This window comes from Paraperibacillus esterisolvens (assembly GCF_046237625.1).
Classification (GTDB): domain Bacteria; phylum Bacillota; class Bacilli; order Bacillales; family DSM-1321; genus Paraperibacillus; species Paraperibacillus esterisolvens.
The window spans coordinates 1,653,701-1,677,177 of record NZ_CP143545.1 but is presented as its reverse complement, the minus strand read 5'-3'; the positions used below and the strand labels follow the sequence as shown (position 1 = coordinate 1,677,177).

At 47.6% G+C, this 23,477-nt stretch carries 10 protein-coding genes and 6 rRNA genes; 3 read left to right on the top strand and 13 right to left on the bottom strand.

What is annotated here, in order from left to right:
• Positions 1-134: 134 nt before the first annotated feature.
• Positions 135-1,382 (bottom strand): dicarboxylate/amino acid:cation symporter, encoded by a 1,248-nt coding sequence (locus tag V1501_RS08480; protein ID WP_409292571.1) that lies wholly within the window; start codon positions 1,380-1,382, stop codon positions 135-137.
• A 244-nt stretch (positions 1,383-1,626) separates the two neighbouring features.
• Here V1501_RS08480 and V1501_RS08475 point away from each other — a divergent pair, with 244 nt between their 5' ends.
• On the top strand, positions 1,627-2,829 hold the full coding sequence (locus V1501_RS08475; protein WP_409292570.1) for an MFS transporter: 1,203 nt from the start codon (positions 1,627-1,629) through the stop codon (positions 2,827-2,829).
• A gap of 41 nt (positions 2,830-2,870) precedes the next feature.
• Here V1501_RS08475 and pepF read toward each other — a convergent pair whose 3' ends face one another.
• Positions 2,871-4,658, bottom strand: a complete 1,788-nt coding sequence (gene pepF / locus V1501_RS08470; protein WP_409292569.1) for an oligoendopeptidase F — start codon at positions 4,656-4,658, stop codon at positions 2,871-2,873.
• Positions 4,659-5,285: 627 nt separating this feature from the next.
• Between pepF and V1501_RS08465 the strand changes: the two genes are divergently transcribed.
• Positions 5,286-5,783 carry a DinB family protein gene (locus V1501_RS08465; protein WP_409292568.1) on the top strand — a complete coding sequence of 166 codons (498 nt, stop codon included), beginning with the start codon at positions 5,286-5,288 and terminating at the stop codon, positions 5,781-5,783.
• Between the two features lie 75 nt (positions 5,784-5,858).
• Here V1501_RS08465 and rrf (V1501_RS08460) read toward each other — a convergent pair.
• The 11 genes from rrf (V1501_RS08460) to V1501_RS08410 form a co-directional block, all read right to left on the bottom strand.
• Positions 5,859-5,975, bottom strand: a 5S ribosomal RNA gene (gene rrf / locus V1501_RS08460).
• Between the two features lie 79 nt (positions 5,976-6,054).
• A 23S ribosomal RNA gene (locus V1501_RS08455) occupies positions 6,055-9,003 on the bottom strand.
• A 444-nt stretch (positions 9,004-9,447) separates the two neighbouring features.
• Positions 9,448-10,998, bottom strand: a 16S ribosomal RNA gene (locus V1501_RS08450).
• A 334-nt stretch (positions 10,999-11,332) separates the two neighbouring features.
• Positions 11,333-11,449: ribosomal RNA gene (gene rrf / locus V1501_RS08445) — 5S ribosomal RNA — on the bottom strand.
• Between the two features lie 79 nt (positions 11,450-11,528).
• Positions 11,529-14,477, bottom strand: a 23S ribosomal RNA gene (locus V1501_RS08440).
• A 379-nt stretch (positions 14,478-14,856) separates the two neighbouring features.
• Positions 14,857-16,407, bottom strand: a 16S ribosomal RNA gene (locus V1501_RS08435).
• Together the 16S, 23S and 5S rRNA genes form the textbook arrangement of a ribosomal RNA operon.
• Before the next feature lie 664 nt (positions 16,408-17,071).
• The gene (locus V1501_RS08430; protein ID WP_409292567.1) at positions 17,072-18,136 is read right to left on the bottom strand and encodes an alpha/beta fold hydrolase; all 1,065 of its coding nucleotides are present in this window, start codon (positions 18,134-18,136) and stop codon (positions 17,072-17,074) included.
• A gap of 3 nt (positions 18,137-18,139) precedes the next feature.
• Positions 18,140-18,553: a hypothetical protein gene (locus V1501_RS08425; RefSeq protein ID WP_409292566.1), complete on the bottom strand. Its 414-nt coding sequence runs from the start codon at positions 18,551-18,553 to the stop codon at positions 18,140-18,142.
• Positions 18,554-18,591: 38 nt separating this feature from the next.
• Positions 18,592-19,125, bottom strand: a complete 534-nt coding sequence (locus V1501_RS08420) for a hypothetical protein (protein ID WP_409292565.1) — start codon at positions 19,123-19,125, stop codon at positions 18,592-18,594.
• A gap of 19 nt (positions 19,126-19,144) precedes the next feature.
• Positions 19,145-20,497 carry a cytochrome P450 gene (locus tag V1501_RS08415; protein ID WP_409292563.1) on the bottom strand — a complete coding sequence of 451 codons (1,353 nt, stop codon included), beginning with the start codon at positions 20,495-20,497 and terminating at the stop codon, positions 19,145-19,147.
• A 247-nt stretch (positions 20,498-20,744) separates the two neighbouring features.
• Positions 20,745-21,557, bottom strand: coding sequence for an alpha/beta fold hydrolase (locus tag V1501_RS08410; RefSeq protein WP_409292561.1), 813 nt, complete (start codon positions 21,555-21,557; stop codon positions 20,745-20,747).
• Between the two features lie 394 nt (positions 21,558-21,951).
• Between V1501_RS08410 and V1501_RS08405 the strand changes: the two genes are divergently transcribed.
• On the top strand, positions 21,952-23,445 hold the full coding sequence (locus tag V1501_RS08405) for a peptide MFS transporter (protein WP_409292560.1): 1,494 nt from the start codon (positions 21,952-21,954) through the stop codon (positions 23,443-23,445).
• Positions 23,446-23,477 lie beyond the last annotated feature (32 nt).

The following is a 23,477-nucleotide window of genomic DNA, read 5'->3' as shown; positions in this document are numbered from 1 at the left end:
GAAATCTTACACCAGCCATCTTAGTATATTCATTCCTTGTTTATTTCAATATATGAAAATTCAGGTTGAATGAACCAAAGCCTTTTTTAATGAAAAAAAGAAGGATGCATGAAAGCATCCTTCTCATTAAACCATCAAACAGCCTGTGAGGAGCCGGCTGGTTCGTTCACTTCCATCCAATCTTTTCCTTCCACCGTGCGCGCGACAAGCATCGCGGATGCATTGTCTCCTGTTGCATTCAGCATGGTGGCTGGAGCATCGATAATTGTGCTGATTGCCGCAATAATCGGCAATGCTTCCATCGGAAGTCCGTAAAGGGAAATGATAAGCATTTCAGCCACCATGCCTCCACTCGGGATCGCCCCCATCACCGTTCCGCCCAGAACGGCAATCATGACAGCATAAAGAATTGTATCCACTCCAGAGAAGTTCATATCGAACACAGAAAACAGAACAGCGATTTTCAGGATCACACCCAGCACGGAACCATCCTTATGCATGGAAGCACCGAGCGGAAGAACCGTGTCGCGGATGTCCTTCGGAATGCCGATTTTCTGTGAAGCTTCGATATTGACGGGCAATGTGGCCATTGAACTGCATGTCGCGACCGAAGTCACGGAAGGTGCCACCATATTGCGCCAAAATACTTTTATACCCTTCCGGCCGCCGCTGTAATACGCATAAAACGTATAAGCTCCCGCAAAGAACAGAAGCGCTACTATAAAGTAAAGAAGGGTGGATTTAAGATACGTCTGCAAAAGGTCTGTACCAAATGTCCCTACCAGGTATGCAAAGTATGCGCCCAGCCCAATCGGTGCGTAATACATGATGAAGCTGATCATTTTCATGAAGACCGCCGTGCCGGCACTCATGAACTTAGCAATGCTGCGTGCCGGTTCTCCGACTGCAGTGATCGCCATTCCCAAGAGAAGGGAAAACACAATTAAGCTCAGCATATTCTGGCGGGTGAACAGGTTGATGAATTCATCTGTCGTAAATGATTTTACAATCTGTTCTGCTGCCGATACCTTTTCTACTGACTCAGGCTTAGACAGAGCCACATTCATTTCCACAGCTGAAGGGAAAAGCTTGACGGCCGCTACCATCACCAGAGCAGCGATCAGGCCGGTTACAATGAAGACTGCGAAGGTTGAACCGATGATTTTTTTGAAACGGCCGGCACTGCCCATATTGGCAATGGATGATGTGACCGAGAAAAACACAAGAGGGATGACCAGAGTGAACATCAGGTTCAGGAATATATCTCCTAACGGCTTAAGAACCTCCGTCTTATCACCAAGCACGACTCCCAAAATACTTCCGATGATGATGGATGCGAGCAATAAAATCTGAAAACGATAAGAAGACCATAACTTTTTCAAAACTAAAACTCCTATTCATTTTAAGCTAAAGCATTGGCTTTGCCGGACCTTATCCTAATTATATAGAATCCATGGGTAAATATCTGCCTTCTGCTAAAATAAACCTTTAATATCGCTCACATCGTTAACAAGGTTAATGTTTTTACCAGGAGTTTCCCCTTTGTTATAATGGTAGGGCATGCAAAGAAACGGCAATAAATAAGCACTCATAAGTATTCTTATTTTGAATGGAAGTGAACCTTAGATGGAAACCTGGAAGAAAAATTTATGGGTCCTTTGGTTCGGTGTGTTCATCACATCAGCCAGTTTTTCAATGGTTATACCATTTTTGCCTCTGTTTATGATTCAGATCGGTGTTCAGGATCATACAGAATTATGGTCCGGACTTATTTTCAGCGCCGCCTTCCTCGCCGGCGCTATTTCGGCCCCGTTCTGGGGATCGCTTGCTGACCGATATGGTCGGAAGCCGATGATCATCAGGGCGGGCTTCTTCCTGTTCGTCATTTATACCCTGATGGCTTTTGTAAACAACCCCTATGAAATTCTTGGCCTCCGGGTAGCACAGGGTCTATTGACCGGATTCATACCCGGATCGATTGCCCTAATCGGGACCAATACGCCAGAAAAAAAGGTCGGATACGCACTTGCCGCCATCTCCACCGGAACGGCATCCGGCAGTATCGCCGGCCCTCTGATTGGCGGGACGATGGCAGAACTCCTCGGCTACCGCCTCTCCTTCGTAAGCGGCGGCCTGCTTGTGTTCATCGCCACACTTCTTGTTTTTTTCCTTGTTAAAGAGGAGAAATTCACACCTTCCAAGGTGAAAAAGTCCTTCAGGGGGGACATCAAGAATGCGGCTTCCAACCGCCCGTTCATGCTCGTCCTGCTGTTGACCATGATGGCAGCCTGCTCTGTCATGATCCTGGAACCAGTGCTGCCCCTTTATATCCTGGATCTGGATGGTTGCTCCGCCAAGGCCAGCTTCCTGACAGGCTTAATATTCTCTATCCCGGGAATAGCCAGCATTCTGTTCGGCCCTTACTGGGGAAAACTTTCTGATAAAATTGGATTCAGGCAGGTGCTCCTGTTCGGATTGATCGGCGGAGGGGTCGGTTCAATCGTTCAGCTTTTAACTGACAACGTATGGGGCTTTTCCATTATCCGCTTCCTTTTTGGGGTCTTCTTCTGTGCGGTATTCCCTGCCCTTAACGGTTTGATAGTGAAGCTGACCACACCGGACACCAGGGGCCGCGCTTTCGGTCTCAGCCAGACGGCCAACCAGATCGGCGGCATGCTCGGACCTCTGCTCGGCGGCCTCATCGGGAGTCTTGTCTCCAATCATTATGTTTTCCTATTCACCGGCCTGCTTCTTTTGATCGGTTCAGCAATGGCCATGATGTTTACCAAAAGGCCGCGGAAGCAGAAAACTATTGTCAGCGGCAGATAAAAAAGACTCCTGGGAACCCAGGAGCCTTTTTCTTATTACCCTTAATAAGCAACGGCCAGCTCTTCCACAAGGCTGCGGAAGGTGGCGAGCGCCGAATCAATGGGTTCAGGAGCAGTCAGGTCTACTCCTGTCTTTTTAAGCAGTTCGAGCGGATACTCCGAACTTCCGCTCTTTAAAAAGGCCAGATAGGCTTCCTGTGCCCCTTCTTCCCCGTTCAGCAGTTTTCCTGCGATAGACAGGGCTGAGGCAAACCCGGTCGCATACTTATAAACGTAGAATGGCCGGTAAAAATGGGGAATTCTTGCCCAGCCGTATTTTGCCTGTTCAGTCAGCGACAGGGCGTCTCCGTTATATTCCCGTGTTAACCGCTCAAATATGCTGCTGAAAACCTCCGCATTCAATGGTTTCCCATGTTCTGCATGCTCATGGGTCAGCTTCTCAAATTCAGCGAACATTACCTGTGTAAAGAAAGTCCCCTTGAATTGGTCAATAAAATGGTTCAGCAGATATTTTCTCCTGTCGCCCTCGGCCTTCTTCAGTAAATGCTGAATGAGCAGCACTTCGTTCACAGTAGAAGCCACCTCTGCCACAAAAATGCTGTAGCCTGCAGAAATGCGCGGCTGATGCTGGCTGCTATAATAGCTGTGCATCGCGTGGCCCATCTCATGGGTAAGCGTGAAAAGGCTGTTCAAATCATTGTGATGATTCAGCAGCACAAATGGATGCACACCATATACCCCCATATTGTAGGCACCCGACCGCTTGCCCGGCGTTTCCCACACATCGATATATCGCTGATCTTTAAAAGATGCCAGTGTTTCCCGGTATTCGCTTCCAAGAGGAGAGAGTGCCTCAAGCATCATTTCATATGCTTCCTCAAACTCGATATCCTCCTTAACACCTTTTATAAGGTCTACACTTTGATCATAAGGAGCAAGTTCATCAAGACCAAGAAGCTTCTTTCTCACTTCATTATATGAATGGAGCGTATCTATATTTTTTTTAGCAGCACTAATCAGATTTTCATATACCTCTCCTGGCACCATATCACCGAATAAGCCTTTTTCCAGAGCTGAAGGATATTTTCGCACCTTTGCCATTGCCACATTATTTTTAATATTGGCGGACAAAGTCGACGCAATGGAATTCTTTAGCTGCACATAAGGCATATAATAAGCCTCATATGCCTCCTTGCGAACTTCCCTGTCCTCATCCTCCATCAGCTTGGAATACATTCCCCGTGTCAGCTCTTGCTTATTCCCTGACTTGTCTGTTACCTCTCCAAACTTTATGTCGGCATTATTCAGCATATTGAAAGTTTGTCCCGGAGCCGAAAAGGCCTCACCCAGCTGGGAAACCACTTCCTCTTGCTCCCGGCTCAACACATGCCGCTTGTAGCGGTATGACCGAAGCAGGCTTTTTTCAAAATACTGTAGTTCCTCTTCCTCTGCTATATATCCCTTCAGTACCTCTTCTTCCAGACTCAGTAGGAACGGCATAAAAAAAGACTCTGCCTCACTGTACCTTACATTCAAACCCGTCACCCGGTCTACCAGCGACTGTGCGCCAGAATCCCTAGTATCCAGATCCGAGCTCAGCCTGGCATACACATACACATTCGTAAAAATAGCAGAAATCTCCTCTTCTCGTTTCAGAAAACGGAGCAGATCTGAGCTGCCCTTTATATTCCCGTTGAATTCCCTCAAATCATTAAGCGAAATTTCCACTTCCTGATAGGCCTTCTCCCATTCTTCCGCCGATTCAAATAAATCTCCGAGATTCCATTGATGCTCAATCGGAGCCTCTTCCCTGCTTTTATAAACCTCCATATACCAACACCCCTTCTGCCGACCATAATCAACCTTATTCTGTAATGTGTTCATTATACCTAAAATAGTGTTGGAATACGTGGAGAATGTATTTTGGGGTTTGCTGGAACAATGGTTTGGTGACTTGGGGCTAAAATTGGACATTTGATTTACATCATGGGATTTCATTTCCATTAAGCTTTTCATTTAAGTTTAGTTTTAAGTATCTTGCTGCTGTTAATGGCACTAATTCTTTGTTTAGAACCATTTCTAAAAATATGGAGGTTAATTTTAGTCTTAATTTTCTTTTATGACCATTCTTAACGTTAAAGAGTCTTATGTCGGTCTTAACTTTTTATTTAGAACCATTTTTTGCGTTTTGGAACCTGTTTTTGGTCTTAACTTTTTATTTATGACCTTTTGTAGCGTTCTGGAGACCAATTTAGGTCTTAACTTTTTTTTAAGACTATTTTTTACGTTCTGGAATCTGATGTTGGTCTTAACTTTTCAATTAAGACTTACCATTCTGGAGATTATTTTAGTCTTAACCTTTTATAATGAATAGTTATTGAGTATGCAGAAACACACGTTCGACTCATCTCGATTATGTGTTATAATATTGTTGATTTACTATAAAGGGGGATAAATTTGGGAAAAGAAAGAGAAATAATAAGCTATTTTAGTACATACTCTTCTTGGCTTGACACTTTAAGAGGTATTGATGAAACATTATGGTCGATGCCGGTAGCCGAAGGCAAATGGGCTGTAAGTGAAATAATAGCCCACATTAAAAATTGGGACGATCATTTGTTATTGAACGTCATCCCCTCTGTATGCAGCGGGATGGGTATGGATTTTCCTGAGTTTGATTCCTTCAATGAAAACGCATCCATGTACGCAAAATCAGGCATATCTCAAACCCATCTATTAAATGAATCAATGACTTCAAGAGAACGGCTGGTGCAAAAGCTAAGCGAGCTATCAGCAGAAACCTTACATACATCAACCACCGCTAATGGTGTATTGCACTGCCCTCATACCGGAACACCCTATTCGCTGATATATATTGTAAAAGAATTCACGGACCATGATATTCATCATAAGAACCAAATCACAGAATTTCTAAATGAAAAGAGCCTCCAGTAATTTTAAGCTTTTTATTGTAGTTCCTTCAAGTATATACAAAAAAGACCAGCTTCTCAGCTGGTCTTTCTTTAATCTGCCCGGCAGCGTCCTACTCTCACAGGGGGAGAGCCCCCAACTACCATCGGCGCTAAAGAGCTTAACTTCCGTGTTCGGGATGGGAACGGGTGTGACCTCTTTGCCATAACTGCCAGACAGATATGAAGTAACTTTCGTTCCTTCAAAACTAGATAACAAAGGCTGATCTGCATTACATTTTCGAGTATAAACAAGATAGGTTAAGTCCTCGATCGATTAGTATCTGTCAGCTCCACGTGTCGCCACGCTTCCACCTCAGACCTATCTACCTGATCATCTTTCAGGGATCTTACTAGCTTGACGCTATGGGAAATCTCATCTTGAGGGGGGCTTCATGCTTAGATGCTTTCAGCACTTATCCCGTCCGCACATAGCTACCCAGCGATGCCTTTGGCAAGACAACTGGTACACCAGCGGTGCGTCCATCCCGGTCCTCTCGTACTAAGGACAGCTCCTCTCAAATTTCCTGCGCCCACGACGGATAGGGACCGAACTGTCTCACGACGTTCTGAACCCAGCTCGCGTACCGCTTTAATGGGCGAACAGCCCAACCCTTGGGACCGACTACAGCCCCAGGATGCGATGAGCCGACATCGAGGTGCCAAACCTCCCCGTCGATGTGGACTCTTGGGGGAGATAAGCCTGTTATCCCCGGGGTAGCTTTTATCCGTTGAGCGATGGCCCTTCCATGCGGAACCACCGGATCACTAAGCCCGACTTTCGTCCCTGCTCGACTTGTAGGTCTCGCAGTCAAGCTCCCTTGTGCCTTTACACTCTGCGAATGATTTCCAACCATTCTGAGGGAACCTTTGGGCGCCTCCGTTACTCTTTAGGAGGCGACCGCCCCAGTCAAACTGCCCGCCTGACACTGTCTCCCGCCCCGATAAGGGGCGCGGGTTAGAATTTCAATACAGCCAGGGTAGTATCCCACCGATGCCTCCACCGAAGCTGGCGCTCCGGCTTCAAAGGCTCCTACCTATCCTGTACAAGCTGTACCAAAATTCAATATCAGGCTGCAGTAAAGCTCCACGGGGTCTTTCCGTCCTGTCGCGGGTAACCTGCATCTTCACAGGTAGTATAATTTCACCGAGTCTCTCGTTGAGACAGTGCCCAGATCGTTACGCCTTTCGTGCGGGTCGGAACTTACCCGACAAGGAATTTCGCTACCTTAGGACCGTTATAGTTACGGCCGCCGTTTACTGGGGCTTCAGTTCAAAGCTTCGCTTGCGCTAACCTCTCCCCTTAACCTTCCAGCACCGGGCAGGCGTCAGCCCCTATACTTCGCCTTGCGGCTTCGCAGAGACCTGTGTTTTTGCTAAACAGTCGCCTGGGCCTATTCACTGCGGCTCATCCGGGCTATTCACCCAGATGAGCACCCCTTCTCCCGAAGTTACGGGGTCATTTTGCCGAGTTCCTTAACGAGAGTTCTCTCGCACACCTTAGGATTCTCTCCTCGCCTACCTGTGTCGGTTTGCGGTACGGGCACCCTTCATCTCGCTAGAGGCTTTTCTTGGCAGTGTGGAATCAGGAACTTCGGTACTAAATTTCCCTCGCCATCACAGCTCAGCTTATGTGAAAACGGGATTTGCCTCGTTTTCAGCCTAACTGCTTGGACGCGCTAATCCAACAGCGCGCTTACCCTATCCTACTGCGTCCCCCCATCGCTCAAACGATGAATAGGTGGTACAGGAATATCAACCTGTTGTCCATCGCCTACGCCTTTCGGCCTCGGCTTAGGTCCCGACTAACCCTGAGCGGACGAGCCTTCCTCAGGAAACCTTAGGCATTCGGTGGAAGGGATTCTCACCCTTCTTTCGCTACTCATACCGGCATTCTCACTTCTAAGCGCTCCACCAGTCCTTCCGGTCTGGCTTCTCAGCCCTTAGAACGCTCTCCTACCGCGGACACCCTAGGTGTCCACCCACAGCTTCGGTGATACGTTTAGCCCCGGTACATTTTCGGCGCAGAGTCACTCGACCAGTGAGCTATTACGCACTCTTTAAATGGTGGCTGCTTCTAAGCCAACATCCTGGTTGTCTAAGCAACTCCACATCCTTTTCCACTTAACGTATACTTTGGGACCTTAGCTGGTGGTCTGGGCTGTTTCCCTTTTGACTACGGATCTTATCACTCGCAGTCTGACTCCCAAGGAAAAGTCATTGGCATTCGGAGTTTGACTGAATTCGGTAACCCGAGATGGGCCCCTAGTCCAATCAGTGCTCTACCTCCAAGACTCTTAACACTTGAGGCTAGCCCTAAAGCTATTTCGGAGAGAACCAGCTATCTCCAGGTTCGATTGGAATTTCTCCGCTACCCACACCTCATCCCCGCACTTTTCAACGTGCGTGGGTTCGGGCCTCCATTCAGTGTTACCTGAACTTCACCCTGGACATGGGTAGATCACCTGGTTTCGGGTCTACGACCTCATACTCATTCGCCCTATTCAGACTCGCTTTCGCTGCGGCTCCGTCTCATCAACTTAACCTTGCATGAAATCGTAACTCGCCGGTTCATTCTACAAAAGGCACGCCATCACCCGTTTCCCAAAAGGGACATAGGGCTCTGACTACTTGTAGGCACACGGTTTCAGGATCTCTTTCACTCCCCTTCCGGGGTGCTTTTCACCTTTCCCTCACGGTACTGGTTCACTATCGGTCACTAGGTAGTATTTAGCCTTGGGAGATGGTCCTCCCTGCTTCCGACGGGATTTCACGTGTCCCGCCGTACTCAGGATCCACTCTGGAGGGAACGAAGTTTCGACTACAGGGTTGTTACCTTCTTCGACGGACCTTTCCATGTCTCTTCGTCTACCCCGTTCCTTTGTAACTCCGTATAGAGTGTCCTACAACCCCGAAAGGCAAGCCTTTCGGTTTGGGCTACATTCCGTTTCGCTCGCCGCTACTTGGGAAATCGCATTTGCTTTCTGTTCCTCCGGGTACTTAGATGTTTCAGTTCCCCGGGTCTGCCTCCATCACCCTATGAATTCAGGTGAAGGTACTGTTCCATTACGAACAGTGGGTTTCCCCATTCGGAAATCTCCGGATCAAAGCTTACTTACAGCTCCCCGAAGCATATCGGTGTTAGTCCCGTCCTTCATCGGCTCCTAGTGCCAAGGCATTCACCGTGCGCCCTTTCTAACTTAACCATAGATACGGCTGACGATAAGCTTCGTTCTTCTTCGTCAGCTCACTCGTTCACATCCTCACGTACGTAAAGTACGCTCCGGTGTTCACTCGATCGCTTCCTCGAATAACTCGCTTCTCCTCCGCCTCAGAGAGTGGGAGAAGTTTCGCTTTATCATCATCGAATCATAATAAAACAATAAAACTTAACTCGGTTTATTACTCGATGCGGTAAAATGACGCAAATCATTTTTGCCTTATATTGTTATCTAGTTTTCAAAGAACGAAAAAATAAATGATAAGCTTCGCTCTTCTTCGTCAGCTTCACTCATTCACATCCTCACGTACGTAAAGTACGATCCGGTGTTCATTCGCTTGCTTCCTCGAATAGCTCGCTTCTAATTTATTTTTGGTTTTGAGAGAATGCTCCCTCAAAACTGAACGAAACAAGATCGCTTTTTCCTTAGAAAGGAGGTGATCCAGCCGCACCTTCCGATACGGCTACCTTGTTACGACTTCACCCCAATCATCTGTCCCACCTTAGGCGGCTGGCTCCATAAAGGTTACCCCACCGACTTCGGGTGTTACAAACTCTCGTGGTGTGACGGGCGGTGTGTACAAGGCCCGGGAACGTATTCACCGCGGCATGCTGATCCGCGATTACTAGCGATTCCGGCTTCATGCAGGCGAGTTGCAGCCTGCAATCCGAACTGAGAATGGCTTTATGGGATTCGCTCGGCCTCGCGGCTTTGCTGCCCTTTGTACCATCCATTGTAGCACGTGTGTAGCCCAGGTCATAAGGGGCATGATGATTTGACGTCATCCCCACCTTCCTCCGGTTTGTCACCGGCAGTCACCTTAGAGTGCCCAACTGAATGCTGGCAACTAAGATCAAGGGTTGCGCTCGTTGCGGGACTTAACCCAACATCTCACGACACGAGCTGACGACAACCATGCACCACCTGTCACTCTGTCCCCCGAAGGGGAACGTCCTATCTCTAGGAGTGTCAGAGGATGTCAAGACCTGGTAAGGTTCTTCGCGTTGCTTCGAATTAAACCACATGCTCCACCGCTTGTGCGGGCCCCCGTCAATTCCTTTGAGTTTCAGCCTTGCGGCCGTACTCCCCAGGCGGAGTGCTTAATGCGTTAGCTGCAGCACTAAAGGGCGGAAACCCTCTAACACTTAGCACTCATCGTTTACGGCGTGGACTACCAGGGTATCTAATCCTGTTCGCTCCCCACGCTTTCGCGCCTCAGCGTCAGTTACAGACCAGAGAGTCGCCTTCGCCACTGGTGTTCCTCCACATCTCTACGCATTTCACCGCTACACGTGGAATTCCACTCTCCTCTTCTGCACTCAAGTCTCCCAGTTTCCAATGACCCTCCACGGTTGAGCCGTGGGCTTTCACATCAGACTTAAAAGACCGCCTGCGCGCGCTTTACGCCCAATAAATCCGGACAACGCTTGCCACCTACGTATTACCGCGGCTGCTGGCACGTAGTTAGCCGTGGCTTTCTGGCCAGGTACCGTCAAGGTGCCATCAGTTACTATGGCACTTGTTCTTCCCTGACAACAGAGTTTTACGATCCGAAAACCTTCTTCACTCACGCGGCGTTGCTCCGTCAGACTTTCGTCCATTGCGGAAGATTCCCTACTGCTGCCTCCCGTAGGAGTCTGGGCCGTGTCTCAGTCCCAGTGTGGCCGATCACCCTCTCAGGTCGGCTACGCATCGTGGCCTTGGTGAGCCGTTACCCCACCAACTAGCTAATGCGCCGCGGGCCCATCCTTGAGTGACAGCCGAAACCGTCTTTCCTCTTTCCCTCATGTGAGGGAAAGACCTATCCGGTATTAGCTCCGGTTTCCCGAAGTTATCCCGATCTCAAGGGCAGGTTGCCCACGTGTTACTCACCCGTCCGCCGCTGACTTCAGGGAGCAAGCTCCCATCCATCCGCTCGACTTGCATGTATTAGGCACGCCGCCAGCGTTCGTCCTGAGCCAGGATCAAACTCTCCGAAAAGTGTTCGATATAGCTCATAAAGTTTAAAACTTGTTTTGTTTACTTCCATATAGGAAGTAACTGGCGTCTTGTTTCGTTCAGTTTTCAAAGAACATCTTAGTCAATATTAGTCAGTCGCTTGTAAGCAACTTAATAATAATAACATGTATTTCATGGTGAGTCAACACTCTCGAAAAAGTTTTTTCAGCTTCTCTTTTCGAGCAGCTTTTATATATTAACACCGATATGCACCGGAGTCAATAACAATTTAAAATCCTTTTCGGCTGACTCTTCAGGACCCTGAAGGTCCTAAGTCAATAAAAAAAGATCTGCAGGAAGCGGATCTTTCCTTACTGCCCGGCGGCGTCCTACTCTCACAGGGGGAGATCCCCCAACTACCATCGGCGCTAAAGAGCTTAACTTCCGTGTTCGGGATGGGAACGGGTGTGGCCTCTTTGCCATAACTGCCAGACAGATATGAAGTAACTTTCGTTCCTTCAAAACTAGATAACAAAGGCTGATCTGCATTACGTTTTCGAGTATAAACAAGATAGGTTAAGTCCTCGATCGATTAGTATCTGTCAGCTCCACGTGTCGCCACGCTTCCACCTCAGACCTATCTACCTGATCATCTTTCAGGGATCTTACTAGCTTGACGCTATGGGAAATCTCATCTTGAGGGGGGCTTCATGCTTAGATGCTTTCAGCACTTATCCCGTCCGCACATAGCTACCCAGCGATGCCTTTGGCAAGACAACTGGTACACCAGCGGTGCGTCCATCCCGGTCCTCTCGTACTAAGGACAGCTCCTCTCAAATTTCCTGCGCCCACGACGGATAGGGACCGAACTGTCTCACGACGTTCTGAACCCAGCTCGCGTACCGCTTTAATGGGCGAACAGCCCAACCCTTGGGACCGACTACAGCCCCAGGATGCGATGAGCCGACATCGAGGTGCCAAACCTCCCCGTCGATGTGGACTCTTGGGGGAGATAAGCCTGTTATCCCCGGGGTAGCTTTTATCCGTTGAGCGATGGCCCTTCCATGCGGAACCACCGGATCACTAAGCCCGACTTTCGTCCCTGCTCGACTTGTAGGTCTCGCAGTCAAGCTCCCTTGTGCCTTTACACTCTGCGAATGATTTCCAACCATTCTGAGGGAACCTTTGGGCGCCTCCGTTACTCTTTAGGAGGCGACCGCCCCAGTCAAACTGCCCGCCTGACACTGTCTCCCGCCCCGATAAGGGGCGCGGGTTAGAATTTCAATACAGCCAGGGTAGTATCCCACCGATGCCTCCACCGAAGCTGGCGCTCCGGCTTCAAAGGCTCCTACCTATCCTGTACAAGCTGTACCAAAATTCAATATCAGGCTGCAGTAAAGCTCCACGGGGTCTTTCCGTCCTGTCGCGGGTAACCTGCATCTTCACAGGTAGTATAATTTCACCGAGTCTCTCGTTGAGACAGTGCCCAGATCGTTACGCCTTTCGTGCGGGTCGGAACTTACCCGACAAGGAATTTCGCTACCTTAGGACCGTTATAGTTACGGCCGCCGTTTACTGGGGCTTCAGTTCAAAGCTTCGCTTGCGCTAACCTCTCCCCTTAACCTTCCAGCACCGGGCAGGCGTCAGCCCCTATACTTCGCCTTGCGGCTTCGCAGAGACCTGTGTTTTTGCTAAACAGTCGCCTGGGCCTATTCACTGCGGCTCATCCGGGCTATTCACCCAGATGAGCACCCCTTCTCCCGAAGTTACGGGGTCATTTTGCCGAGTTCCTTAACGAGAGTTCTCTCGCACACCTTAGGATTCTCTCCTCGCCTACCTGTGTCGGTTTGCGGTACGGGCACCCTTCATCTCGCTAGAGGCTTTTCTTGGCAGTGTGGAATCAGGAACTTCGGTACTAAATTTCCCTCGCCATCACAGCTCAGCTTATGTGAAAACGGGATTTGCCTCGTTTTCAGCCTAACTGCTTGGACGCGCTAATCCAACAGCGCGCTTACCCTATCCTACTGCGTCCCCCCATCGCTCAAACGATGAATAGGTGGTACAGGAATATCAACCTGTTGTCCATCGCCTACGCCTTTCGGCCTCGGCTTAGGTCCCGACTAACCCTGAGCGGACGAGCCTTCCTCAGGAAACCTTAGGCATTCGGTGGAAGGGATTCTCACCCTTCTTTCGCTACTCATACCGGCATTCTCACTTCTAAGCGCTCCACCAGTCCTTCCGGTCTGGCTTCTCAGCCCTTAGAACGCTCTCCTACCGCGGACACCCTAGGTGTCCACCCACAGCTTCGGTGATACGTTTAGCCCCGGTACATTTTCGGCGCAGAGTCACTCGACCAGTGAGCTATTACGCACTCTTTAAATGGTGGCTGCTTCTAAGCCAACATCCTGGTTGTCTAAGCAACTCCACATCCTTTTCCACTTAACGTATACTTTGGGACCTTAGCTGGTGGTCTGGGCTGTTTCCCTTTTGACTACGGATCTTATCACTCGCAGTCTGACTCCCAAGGAAAAGTCATTGGCATTCGGAGTTTGACTGAATTCGGTAACCCGAGATGGGCCCCTAGTCCAATCAGTGCTCTACCTCCAAGACTCTTAACACTTGAGGCTAGCCCTAAAGCTATTTCGGAGAGAACCAGCTATCTCCAGGTTCGATTGGAATTTCTCCGCTACCCACACCTCATCCCCGCACTTTTCAACGTGCGTGGGTTCGGGCCTCCATTCAGTGTTACCTGAACTTCACCCTGGACATGGGTAGATCACCTGGTTTCGGGTCTACGACCTCATACTCATTCGCCCTATTCAGACTCGCTTTCGCTGCGGCTCCGTCTCATCAACTTAACCTTGCATGAAATCGTAACTCGCCGGTTCATTCTACAAAAGGCACGCCATCACCCGTTTCCCAAAAGGGACATAGGGCTCTGACTACTTGTAGGCACACGGTTTCAGGATCTCTTTCACTCCCCTTCCGGGGTGCTTTTCACCTTTCCCTCACGGTACTGGTTCACTATCGGTCACTAGGTAGTATTTAGCCTTGGGAGATGGTCCTCCCTGCTTCCGACGGGATTTCACGTGTCCCGCCGTACTCAGGATCCACTCTGGAGGGAACGAAGTTTCGACTACAGGGTTGTTACCTTCTTCGACGGACCTTTCCATGTCTCTTCGTCTACCCCGTTCCTTTGTAACTCCGTATAGAGTGTCCTACAACCCCGAAAGGCAAGCCTTTCGGTTTGGGCTACATTCCGTTTCGCTCGCCGCTACTTGGGAAATCGCATTTGCTTTCTGTTCCTCCGGGTACTTAGATGTTTCAGTTCCCCGGGTCTGCCTCCATCACCCTATGAATTCAGGTGAAGGTACTGTTCCATTACGAACAGTGGGTTTCCCCATTCGGAAATCTCCGGATCAAAGCTTACTTACAGCTCCCCGAAGCATATCGGTGTTAGTCCCGTCCTTCATCGGCTCCTAGTGCCAAGGCATTCACCGTGCGCCCTTTCTAACTTAACCATAGATACGGCTGACGATAAGCTTCGTTCTTCTTCGTCAGCTCACTCGTTCACATCCTCACGTACGTAAAGTACGCTCCGGTGTTCACTCGATCGCTTCCTCGAATAACTCGCTTCTCCTCCGCCTCAGAGAGTGGGAGAAGTTTCGCTTTATCATCATCGAATCATAATAAAACAATAAAACTTAACTCGGTTTATTACTCGATGCGGTAAAATGACGCAAATCATTTTTGCCTTATATTGTTATCTAGTTTTCAAAGAACGATGAAAATAAATGATAAACGCCGCTCTTCTTTCGAATAGCTCGTTTCTAATTTATTTTCAGGTTTTGAAGGAATGCTCCCTCAAAACTGAACGAAACAAAATCGCTTTTTCCTTAGAAAGGAGGTGATCCAGCCGCACCTTCCGATACGGCTACCTTGTTACGACTTCACCCCAATCATCTGTCCCACCTTAGGCGGCTGGCTCCATAAAGGTTACCCCACCGACTTCGGGTGTTACAAACTCTCGTGGTGTGACGGGCGGTGTGTACAAGGCCCGGGAACGTATTCACCGCGGCATGCTGATCCGCGATTACTAGCGATTCCGGCTTCATGCAGGCGAGTTGCAGCCTGCAATCCGAACTGAGAATGGCTTTATGGGATTCGCTCGGCCTCGCGGCTTTGCTGCCCTTTGTACCATCCATTGTAGCACGTGTGTAGCCCAGGTCATAAGGGGCATGATGATTTGACGTCATCCCCACCTTCCTCCGGTTTGTCACCGGCAGTCACCTTAGAGTGCCCAACTGAATGCTGGCAACTAAGATCAAGGGTTGCGCTCGTTGCGGGACTTAACCCAACATCTCACGACACGAGCTGACGACAACCATGCACCACCTGTCACTCTGTCCCCCGAAGGGGAACGTCCTATCTCTAGGAGTGTCAGAGGATGTCAAGACCTGGTAAGGTTCTTCGCGTTGCTTCGAATTAAACCACATGCTCCACCGCTTGTGCGGGCCCCCGTCAATTCCTTTGAGTTTCAGCCTTGCGGCCGTACTCCCCAGGCGGAGTGCTTAATGCGTTAGCTGCAGCACTAAAGGGCGGAAACCCTCTAACACTTAGCACTCATCGTTTACGGCGTGGACTACCAGGGTATCTAATCCTGTTCGCTCCCCACGCTTTCGCGCCTCAGCGTCAGTTACAGACCAGAGAGTCGCCTTCGCCACTGGTGTTCCTCCACATCTCTACGCATTTCACCGCTACACGTGGAATTCCACTCTCCTCTTCTGCACTCAAGTCTCCCAGTTTCCAATGACCCTCCACGGTTGAGCCGTGGGCTTTCACATCAGACTTAAAAGACCGCCTGCGCGCGCTTTACGCCCAATAAATCCGGACAACGCTTGCCACCTACGTATTACCGCGGCTGCTGGCACGTAGTTAGCCGTGGCTTTCTGGCCAGGTACCGTCAAGGTGCCATCAGTTACTATGGCACTTGTTCTTCCCTGACAACAGAGTTTTACGATCCGAAAACCTTCTTCACTCACGCGGCGTTGCTCCGTCAGACTTTCGTCCATTGCGGAAGATTCCCTACTGCTGCCTCCCGTAGGAGTCTGGGCCGTGTCTCAGTCCCAGTGTGGCCGATCACCCTCTCAGGTCGGCTACGCATCGTGGCCTTGGTGAGCCGTTACCCCACCAACTAGCTAATGCGCCGCGGGCCCATCCTTGAGTGACAGCCGAAACCGTCTTTCCTCTTTCCCTCATGTGAGGGAAAGACCTATCCGGTATTAGCTCCGGTTTCCCGAAGTTATCCCGATCTCAAGGGCAGGTTGCCCACGTGTTACTCACCCGTCCGCCGCTGACTTCAGGGAGCAAGCTCCCATCCATCCGCTCGACTTGCATGTATTAGGCACGCCGCCAGCGTTCGTCCTGAGCCAGGATCAAACTCTCCGAAAAGTGTTCGATATAGCTCATAAAGTTTAAAACTTGTTTTGTTTACTTCCTATAAATAAGAAGTAACTGGCGTCTTGTTTCGTTCAGTTTTCAAAGAACATCTTTAGTCAATATTAGTCAGTCGCTTGTAGGCAACTTAATAATAATACCACTCACACAACAATGTGTCAACATTTTTTGATTATATCCTAAGCAGTTAACTAAAACAGCTTTGGTGTATTAAAAATAATAACATCTTTTTCCTGATCAGTCTATAATAAATACACAGGATTATACTGGTAAATAATGCTAAAAAGTGCGGGTTATATAAGTCCAATATAGTCACCTATATTTAAAGTAAACAATGTTTAAAGTCAAAAAACTCCCTGTTTCTTCTATAATAATTAAATTACAATTTACCACAAGACCGTGCTTAGAAAAGAGAGGTCCCCAAAAGCACAAAGATTTAAGCGTCCAAGGCTTTGATAACAATATACAACAAGAAATTTTCGTAAAAAAAGCCATCTCAATTAGATGGCTTCCAAGGACTAAAGTGTTTTCTTCTTTTTCTTCTCAAAGGGTGTAACTAAGCATCTTTGCAGTTTAGTAAGCGGCAAAGAGCACGTCTGATTCTATCTCTTCTTTTCTTTTGCAATTTAATCACCTCCTTAAAAAGCTGTTCTGCTCTTCAAAGGTTCTTCTCGGCCTTCCTTGGCCCTGATCTCTGCGGCAGCCAGTCATCTAGATATTCAGGCAGACCATTTGTTTTGCTCAATGTAGTGTGCCCTCCGGTTAAAGCCAGGTAAGTTTTATCGTCACTCGCAAATAAATCCATGGCCGGCTTTATCATGTCTTCTGGTATAAGCTGATCCCCCTTCCCAGCAATGAGAAGCAGATTCGCAGCAATATTTTTGAATGATGTCCTTTTGCCCCTGATATTGAAACAACGTGACATCAGCTGATTATCTTTTACCAGTCCGTTGAGCATTTGTTTCATAGCTGCTGACGTTAAAGGAACATGATCGATTGTCCACTCGTTGAATCTTCTCCATTTTCCAACGTATTCTGGATTATCTATGTTGCTGAGTAAGGATAAGTAGATGGAAGAATGGATTGGGGATGTCATCAATGATATTCCCCGGTTTACCATGGAGCCAGGGACAACATGCAATAAGTCCAGAATTTCAGTAAAATCGACTTCCTCTTCTTTCATAGCTCTGACCCATTCGTCAAACTCCGGAAGAGCGTCAAAATTAAGCGGCGGCGTAATCAAAATCAGGTTCTTTATTGGTTCTTGTGCAATTGCTGCATACATGGCGGCAATTGTCCCGCCCAGACAATAACCTATTACTGTGAGTTCTCGGGCTTTAGAGTGGCGAAGTACTCTTTTTGCTGCCGGCTGGATATAATCCAGAATATAATCATCAATATCGATATCGCTGTCCTCATAACCAGGACTGCCGAAATCCAGGAGGTAGACATCAAAGCCTTCATTAATGAACGCTTCAATCAAGCTGTTTCCAGGGCCTAAGTCAAGAATGACCGGCTTATTGATCAATGAATACACCATAAAAACAGGAATGCTGTATTTTCTTCTTTTTGGGGCATAATACCAAAGAGAGGATTTATTTTTCTTCCATACTGCCTCCCTTTTGGTTGTTCCCATTTCAGGAAGAGGTGAATTAATAGCGCTCCGGGCTTTTTTAAGGCGGGCAATAAAATCCTGTTCAGGCTTAAGACTCTTTTTCTCCATAAATCAGGCCTCTTTCCTTTTTGGCCGGCGAATGAAGGTGATTACTTCACTCCTGCTTTCCTTGGCTTTTTTCCTCTTCTTTGATTTTTTGCGGCTCTTACTTTCTTTCTCAAACCGCTCTGATAAATTGGTCAGTATATCTTCAATATGATCGATTTTTTCTTCCATTTGCACCTGCATTTTAGCGATATTTGCGATATCCCTCTTCGTAGGGAAGTTTCCAAGGGCAGACATTGTTTCCATTGACTCCTTGAATTCCCTGGCATATTTCGAAAATGAGTAGTTTTCTTCATGAGCTCTTTGTATCAGGTCACGCTGATTCAAAAAATCTTTAATTTTTCGATTTACCTCATTTTCTTTTTGTGTTTCCATCCTACGGAGGGCATCGAGATACCATTCTTGGCTTTCCTTGCTCATTATGTTATCCCCTCTGCTTTTTTTCTCTGCTTTTTCGTTTATAAAGGAACGAATAATCCATAATCAAAGATGACTACTTTTCCCTGCTTATTTATGCCGGCATTTCCCGGCCTTAGATCAATGGGAAGTATTTTATGTTTTAAAAATTTGCTCTGCATACTTAGAAGCTGCCGAAGGCTTGAAGTGTGGTGCTGCTGGCTGCAGTCTGCCTTCTCCATTACAACCCACCCTTCTCCCCATTCAGCAACGGGACAGAGATATTGTTTTATCTCGGGGCTGCTGCTATTGAATAGATAGAATTCCCTTCTATTGCTGACAGCTCCGACAGCAGAGAGGGGAATCTTCAACACGAAACCATTTTCCATATCAAAAACCATCCTGTTCTGCCCTATGCCCAACTTTTTATATGGAAGGTTTAATATGTCTACAGCCGCTTCAGCTTTACTCATAGAAGGGCTCCATGCATACCGATACATCGTCTCCAGCCATAAATCTATAGAACGAATTTCTTCTGGTGATAAGAAACGGCTATCTCTTTTCTGATTCTTAGTTGTACCTTTTTTACTGGACAAGGGTACAGCCTCCTCCTGCTTATTTTTCCCTTTTCTCAATGACCATGCGCAGGCCGCCCTTTGGCCGCAGTGTAATGGAAGGGTAAGGTACTACGGTCGTTTTATCGGCAGGCCGCAGTCTATACTTGCTTGCAATAACAGCAAGGACGAGGACGGCTTCCATTAAGGCAAAGTGGTTGCCGATGCAGACCCGGGGCCCTCCGCTGAATGGAAAGTAGGCATAAGCCGGGATGGTCTTGATGAAATTGTTTTCAAATCGTTCTGGACGGAAAACATCTGGTTCAGGAAAATATTCAGGCTTGTTGTGGAGGACCCACTGGCTCATCATGATGCTGTCGCCTTTTTTGAATTGAAGTCCCCCGATTTCCACATCCTCGATCGCTTCGCGCCCCACTATAAATCCTGGTGGATATATTCGCATAGATTCCCAGATTACATTCTGAGCATAAGTAAGTTTTGTAAAATCTCCAGGCTCAGGTTCGCGTCCATCCAGGACCCTATCCAATTCTTCGAACAACTTTTGCTCTGCTTCCGGGTTTTGAGAGAGAAGATGAAAGGTCCATGACAGGGCATTTGCTGTAGTTTCGTGGCCCGCCAGGAAGATCGTCATCAGCTCATCACGTACTTGCTGATCTGACATCCCTGTTCCATCCTCCTCATCCTTTGCGTCTAAAAGGATGGTAAGCATGTCCTCATGTTTCTGGGTATCTTTCCTTCGTTCTTCAATGATTCGGTATAGTGTTTCATCTAATTCCTTTATTGCTTTTTTATACATGCGATTTTTTTTAGTCGGCACCCACAGAGGCGGTGTAAAAAGACCTCTCATCCTGCTCGATGAAACTCTCATAGCGGTTTCAAGCGGCTTTCCAAGCACCTTATGCCCATCTTGAAAATCAACACTAAACATGGTTTTAGAGATGATACCAAGCGTTATATCCATCATATCCTGCGTAATTACACGTTCCTCACCATCGTGCCACCTTGTTATATATTCCGTAGTGACATCAATCATGTCCTGGCCATAAGATGCTATATGCGTTTTTTTAAAGGCAGGCTGTATCAGCCTCCTCTGCCGCATATGCAGATCCTTCTCGCTAGTAAGCAGGCCTTCTCCAAGTATTGTTTTCAAAGAACGCATGTCTCTCGCTTTAATGAATGATTTCTGTTTCGTTACAAGCACCTGTTTGATCATTTCCGGATCAGACAATAGACACACCGATTCAGTTGGACCAAACCGGATTTTTACCGCATCGCCGTATCCCGCTAATTCTCTCAAGAATCGTAAAGGATCAGCCCGAAAATCCTTTAGATTCCCGGTAATCAGCTTCCCTTTCGGCCCTTCCTGGAAGCTTAGGCCACCTTGATCACTCATTCAGGTAACACTCCCTTCGATAAGTAATTCTCAAAAACATCATATGTAGATTAAACACAATGGCTTGTACTATAGCGGATATTTGAAGGATACACCCCCCATTTACCCTGTGGCCGCTTCACCTTTCTTCCCACTTTTCCAAAGGGGCCAGCCTTGGTACCCGCGTTCTATTTCCCTGTTTACAGGCAAAAAAAAGGCCGCCGGATGGCAGCTTAGCAAAGCAGTCTAATTGGTATTTTTAAAAAGATTAAAAGTGGTCTAAAAGCAGGCCGCTGAACGCTTCTGGAGATTCTATCTGGATGAAATGCCCTACGTTTGGAATGATATGAACTGTTGCCTGGGGCAATGTTTCTGCTTTTAATTTTTCAGCAAACTCTACCGGCACATAGGGGTCATCCTTACCCCAGATGATGGAGACCGGGACCATTAAACCAGACAGCATGCCTTCGTATTCCAGGACCTTGTCCTTGTTCCCCGACCGATAAAGTTCCAGTACCACTTCCCCTGACTCCGGTGAGCGGAAGGCTTTGTGGAAATCCCGCAGCGTTTCCTCATTAATTCCCGGCGCAGACTTCCTCATTCCTTCGGCGAATTTTTCCCAATCGGTCATTCCTTTAATAACTCCTTCACCCACAACAGGTGTTCTCCAAAGCTTTGCTAGCTTATGCCAGCTGTAGTCCTTAGAAATGGTTGTATTCGAGGCCGTGATGCTGAGAACCCGTTCCGGATGGCTGCCTGCCCACGCAAGCCCGATAAGCCCTCCCCAGTCATGGACGACGAGATGAACCTTTTCAATTGAAAGTTCATCGAGAAATTCCGACACAAACTCGACGTATCGTTCCCAGGTTGTTTTTTCATTGAATCTGACGCTGTCCCCAAAGCCGGGCAGGTCAGGTGCAATCCCGCGGAAGCCTTCCGATACGGCGGCAGGCAGGATTTCACTCCAGACCATGCTCGACTCCGGCACTCCATGCAAAAAAAGCACGGTAACCCCATCCCCCGGACCCACTTCCAGATAGCTGACTTTTCTTCCCTCTGTTATCAATTGCTTTTTTATCAAATTGAAATCCTCCCCGGTCACATTTTCTAACTTGTCCTTCCCTATCATCGTATGTCTGTTGCAGCCGCATGGTCAGTCAAGATATTGATCCGGCTGTTGAAATTATTAAGAAGGGTTCTCACTTGCAGTCGCTTTCATATTTAGCTTAGTATATAGTGCTGTGTATTCCCTCTATTAAATCTGTACAATCTAGTGAAAAATCTTTATCACATAATTATACATAATGGATTTATATGGATTTTTTTGTTTATTTTAAAAACTAACTATTTTGAAATATTAAAATTCTTAATAAAAAGTTCAGAAAAACTTATATTATGTATTTAAAATTCACAAAATATTATTTACATCCCTAAACAAAAAAGTTATTATAGAATAACTAAAAGGAGGAGAAAGTATGTCATCTATAAATAAACAGAAAATTGTGGATAGTGTGCCGCAGCAAGGATTTTTCGGCCAGCCGAAAGGCTTATTCACGCTATTCTTCACTGAGTTCTGGGAGAGATTCTCTTATTATGGCATGAGAGCCATTCTTGTTTACTATATGTACTACTCGGTTTCTAAGGGCGGCCTCGGACTTGATGAACAGACAGCCCTTGCTATCGTCTCCATATATGGCTCCCTGGTCTACATGTCCGGGATAATCGGCGGCTGGCTGGCTGACAGATTGTTCGGTACTTCAAGGGCCGTGTTCTACGGCGGAATACTGATCATGTTTGGACATTTAGTCCTTGCCATCCCTGGCAGCCTGGCGATGTTCTTCATCTCAATGGTCCTCATCGTACTTGGTACTGGACTATTAAAACCCAATGTATCAAGTGTAGTTGGTGAGATGTATGCGGAAAATGACGACCGCCGCGATGCCGGCTTCAGTATATTCTATATGGGAATCAACGCCGGTGCTTTCCTGTCACCACTCGTCGTTGGAACTGTAGGGATGAATTACAGCTTCCACCTAGGTTTCGGAATTGCTGCAGTCGGGATGCTTCTAGGCCTTATTGTCTTCGTTCTTACAAAAAAGAAGAATCTTGGTCTTGCCGGTACAATCCCTTCTAACCCGCTTGATCCATCTGAAAGAAAATCTGCATTCACGAAAATCGGCATCGGTGCTGTCATCCTTGCGGCCCTGATTATCTCAGCATCTCTTACAGGCGTGCTGACCATTACCCGCCTAATTAATATCATTGCTATTCTTGGATTCATCATCCCTGCGATGTACTTCTTCTTTATGTATCGCAGTCCTAAAACAACATCTGATGAGCGTTCCCGTCTGCTTGCTTATATCCCATTATTCCTGGCAGCAGTCATGTTCTGGTCCATCCAGGAGCAGGGCGCGACCATCCTTGCAAATTATGCCGATAAACGCACACAGCTTGAGTTCGCAGGAATAAAGATTAACCCGGCTTGGTTCCAGTCATTGAATCCTTTATTTATCATCACCCTTGCTCCTGTTTTTGCATGGCTGTGGGTGAGACTTGGAAAACGCCAGCCGACAATACCGCAAAAGTTCTCACTAGGTCTGCTTTTTGCCGGTTTATCATTCCTGGTCATCCTGCTTCCTGCATATTTCGGCGGAGAAGATGCTTTGGTTAATCCACTATGGCTCGTACTGAGCTATCTGATTGTAGTTCTTGGCGAGCTTTGTCTGTCCCCTGTTGGACTTTCTGCTACAACCAAGCTTGCTCCTGCAGCCTTCTCAGCTCAGACGATGAGCCTCTGGTTCCTTGCCAGTGCCGCTGCGCAGGCATTGAATGCACTTCTTGTTAAATTCTACACGCCGGCAACTGAAATGGCGTACTTCGGAATCATCGGTGCTTCAGCCATCGTACTAGGTTTCATCCTATTGGCTCTATCCCCTAAAATTCAGGGGTTGATGAGGGGCGTTCGTTAATAAGTTTTAAAGTACAAACACACGAGAGGCAG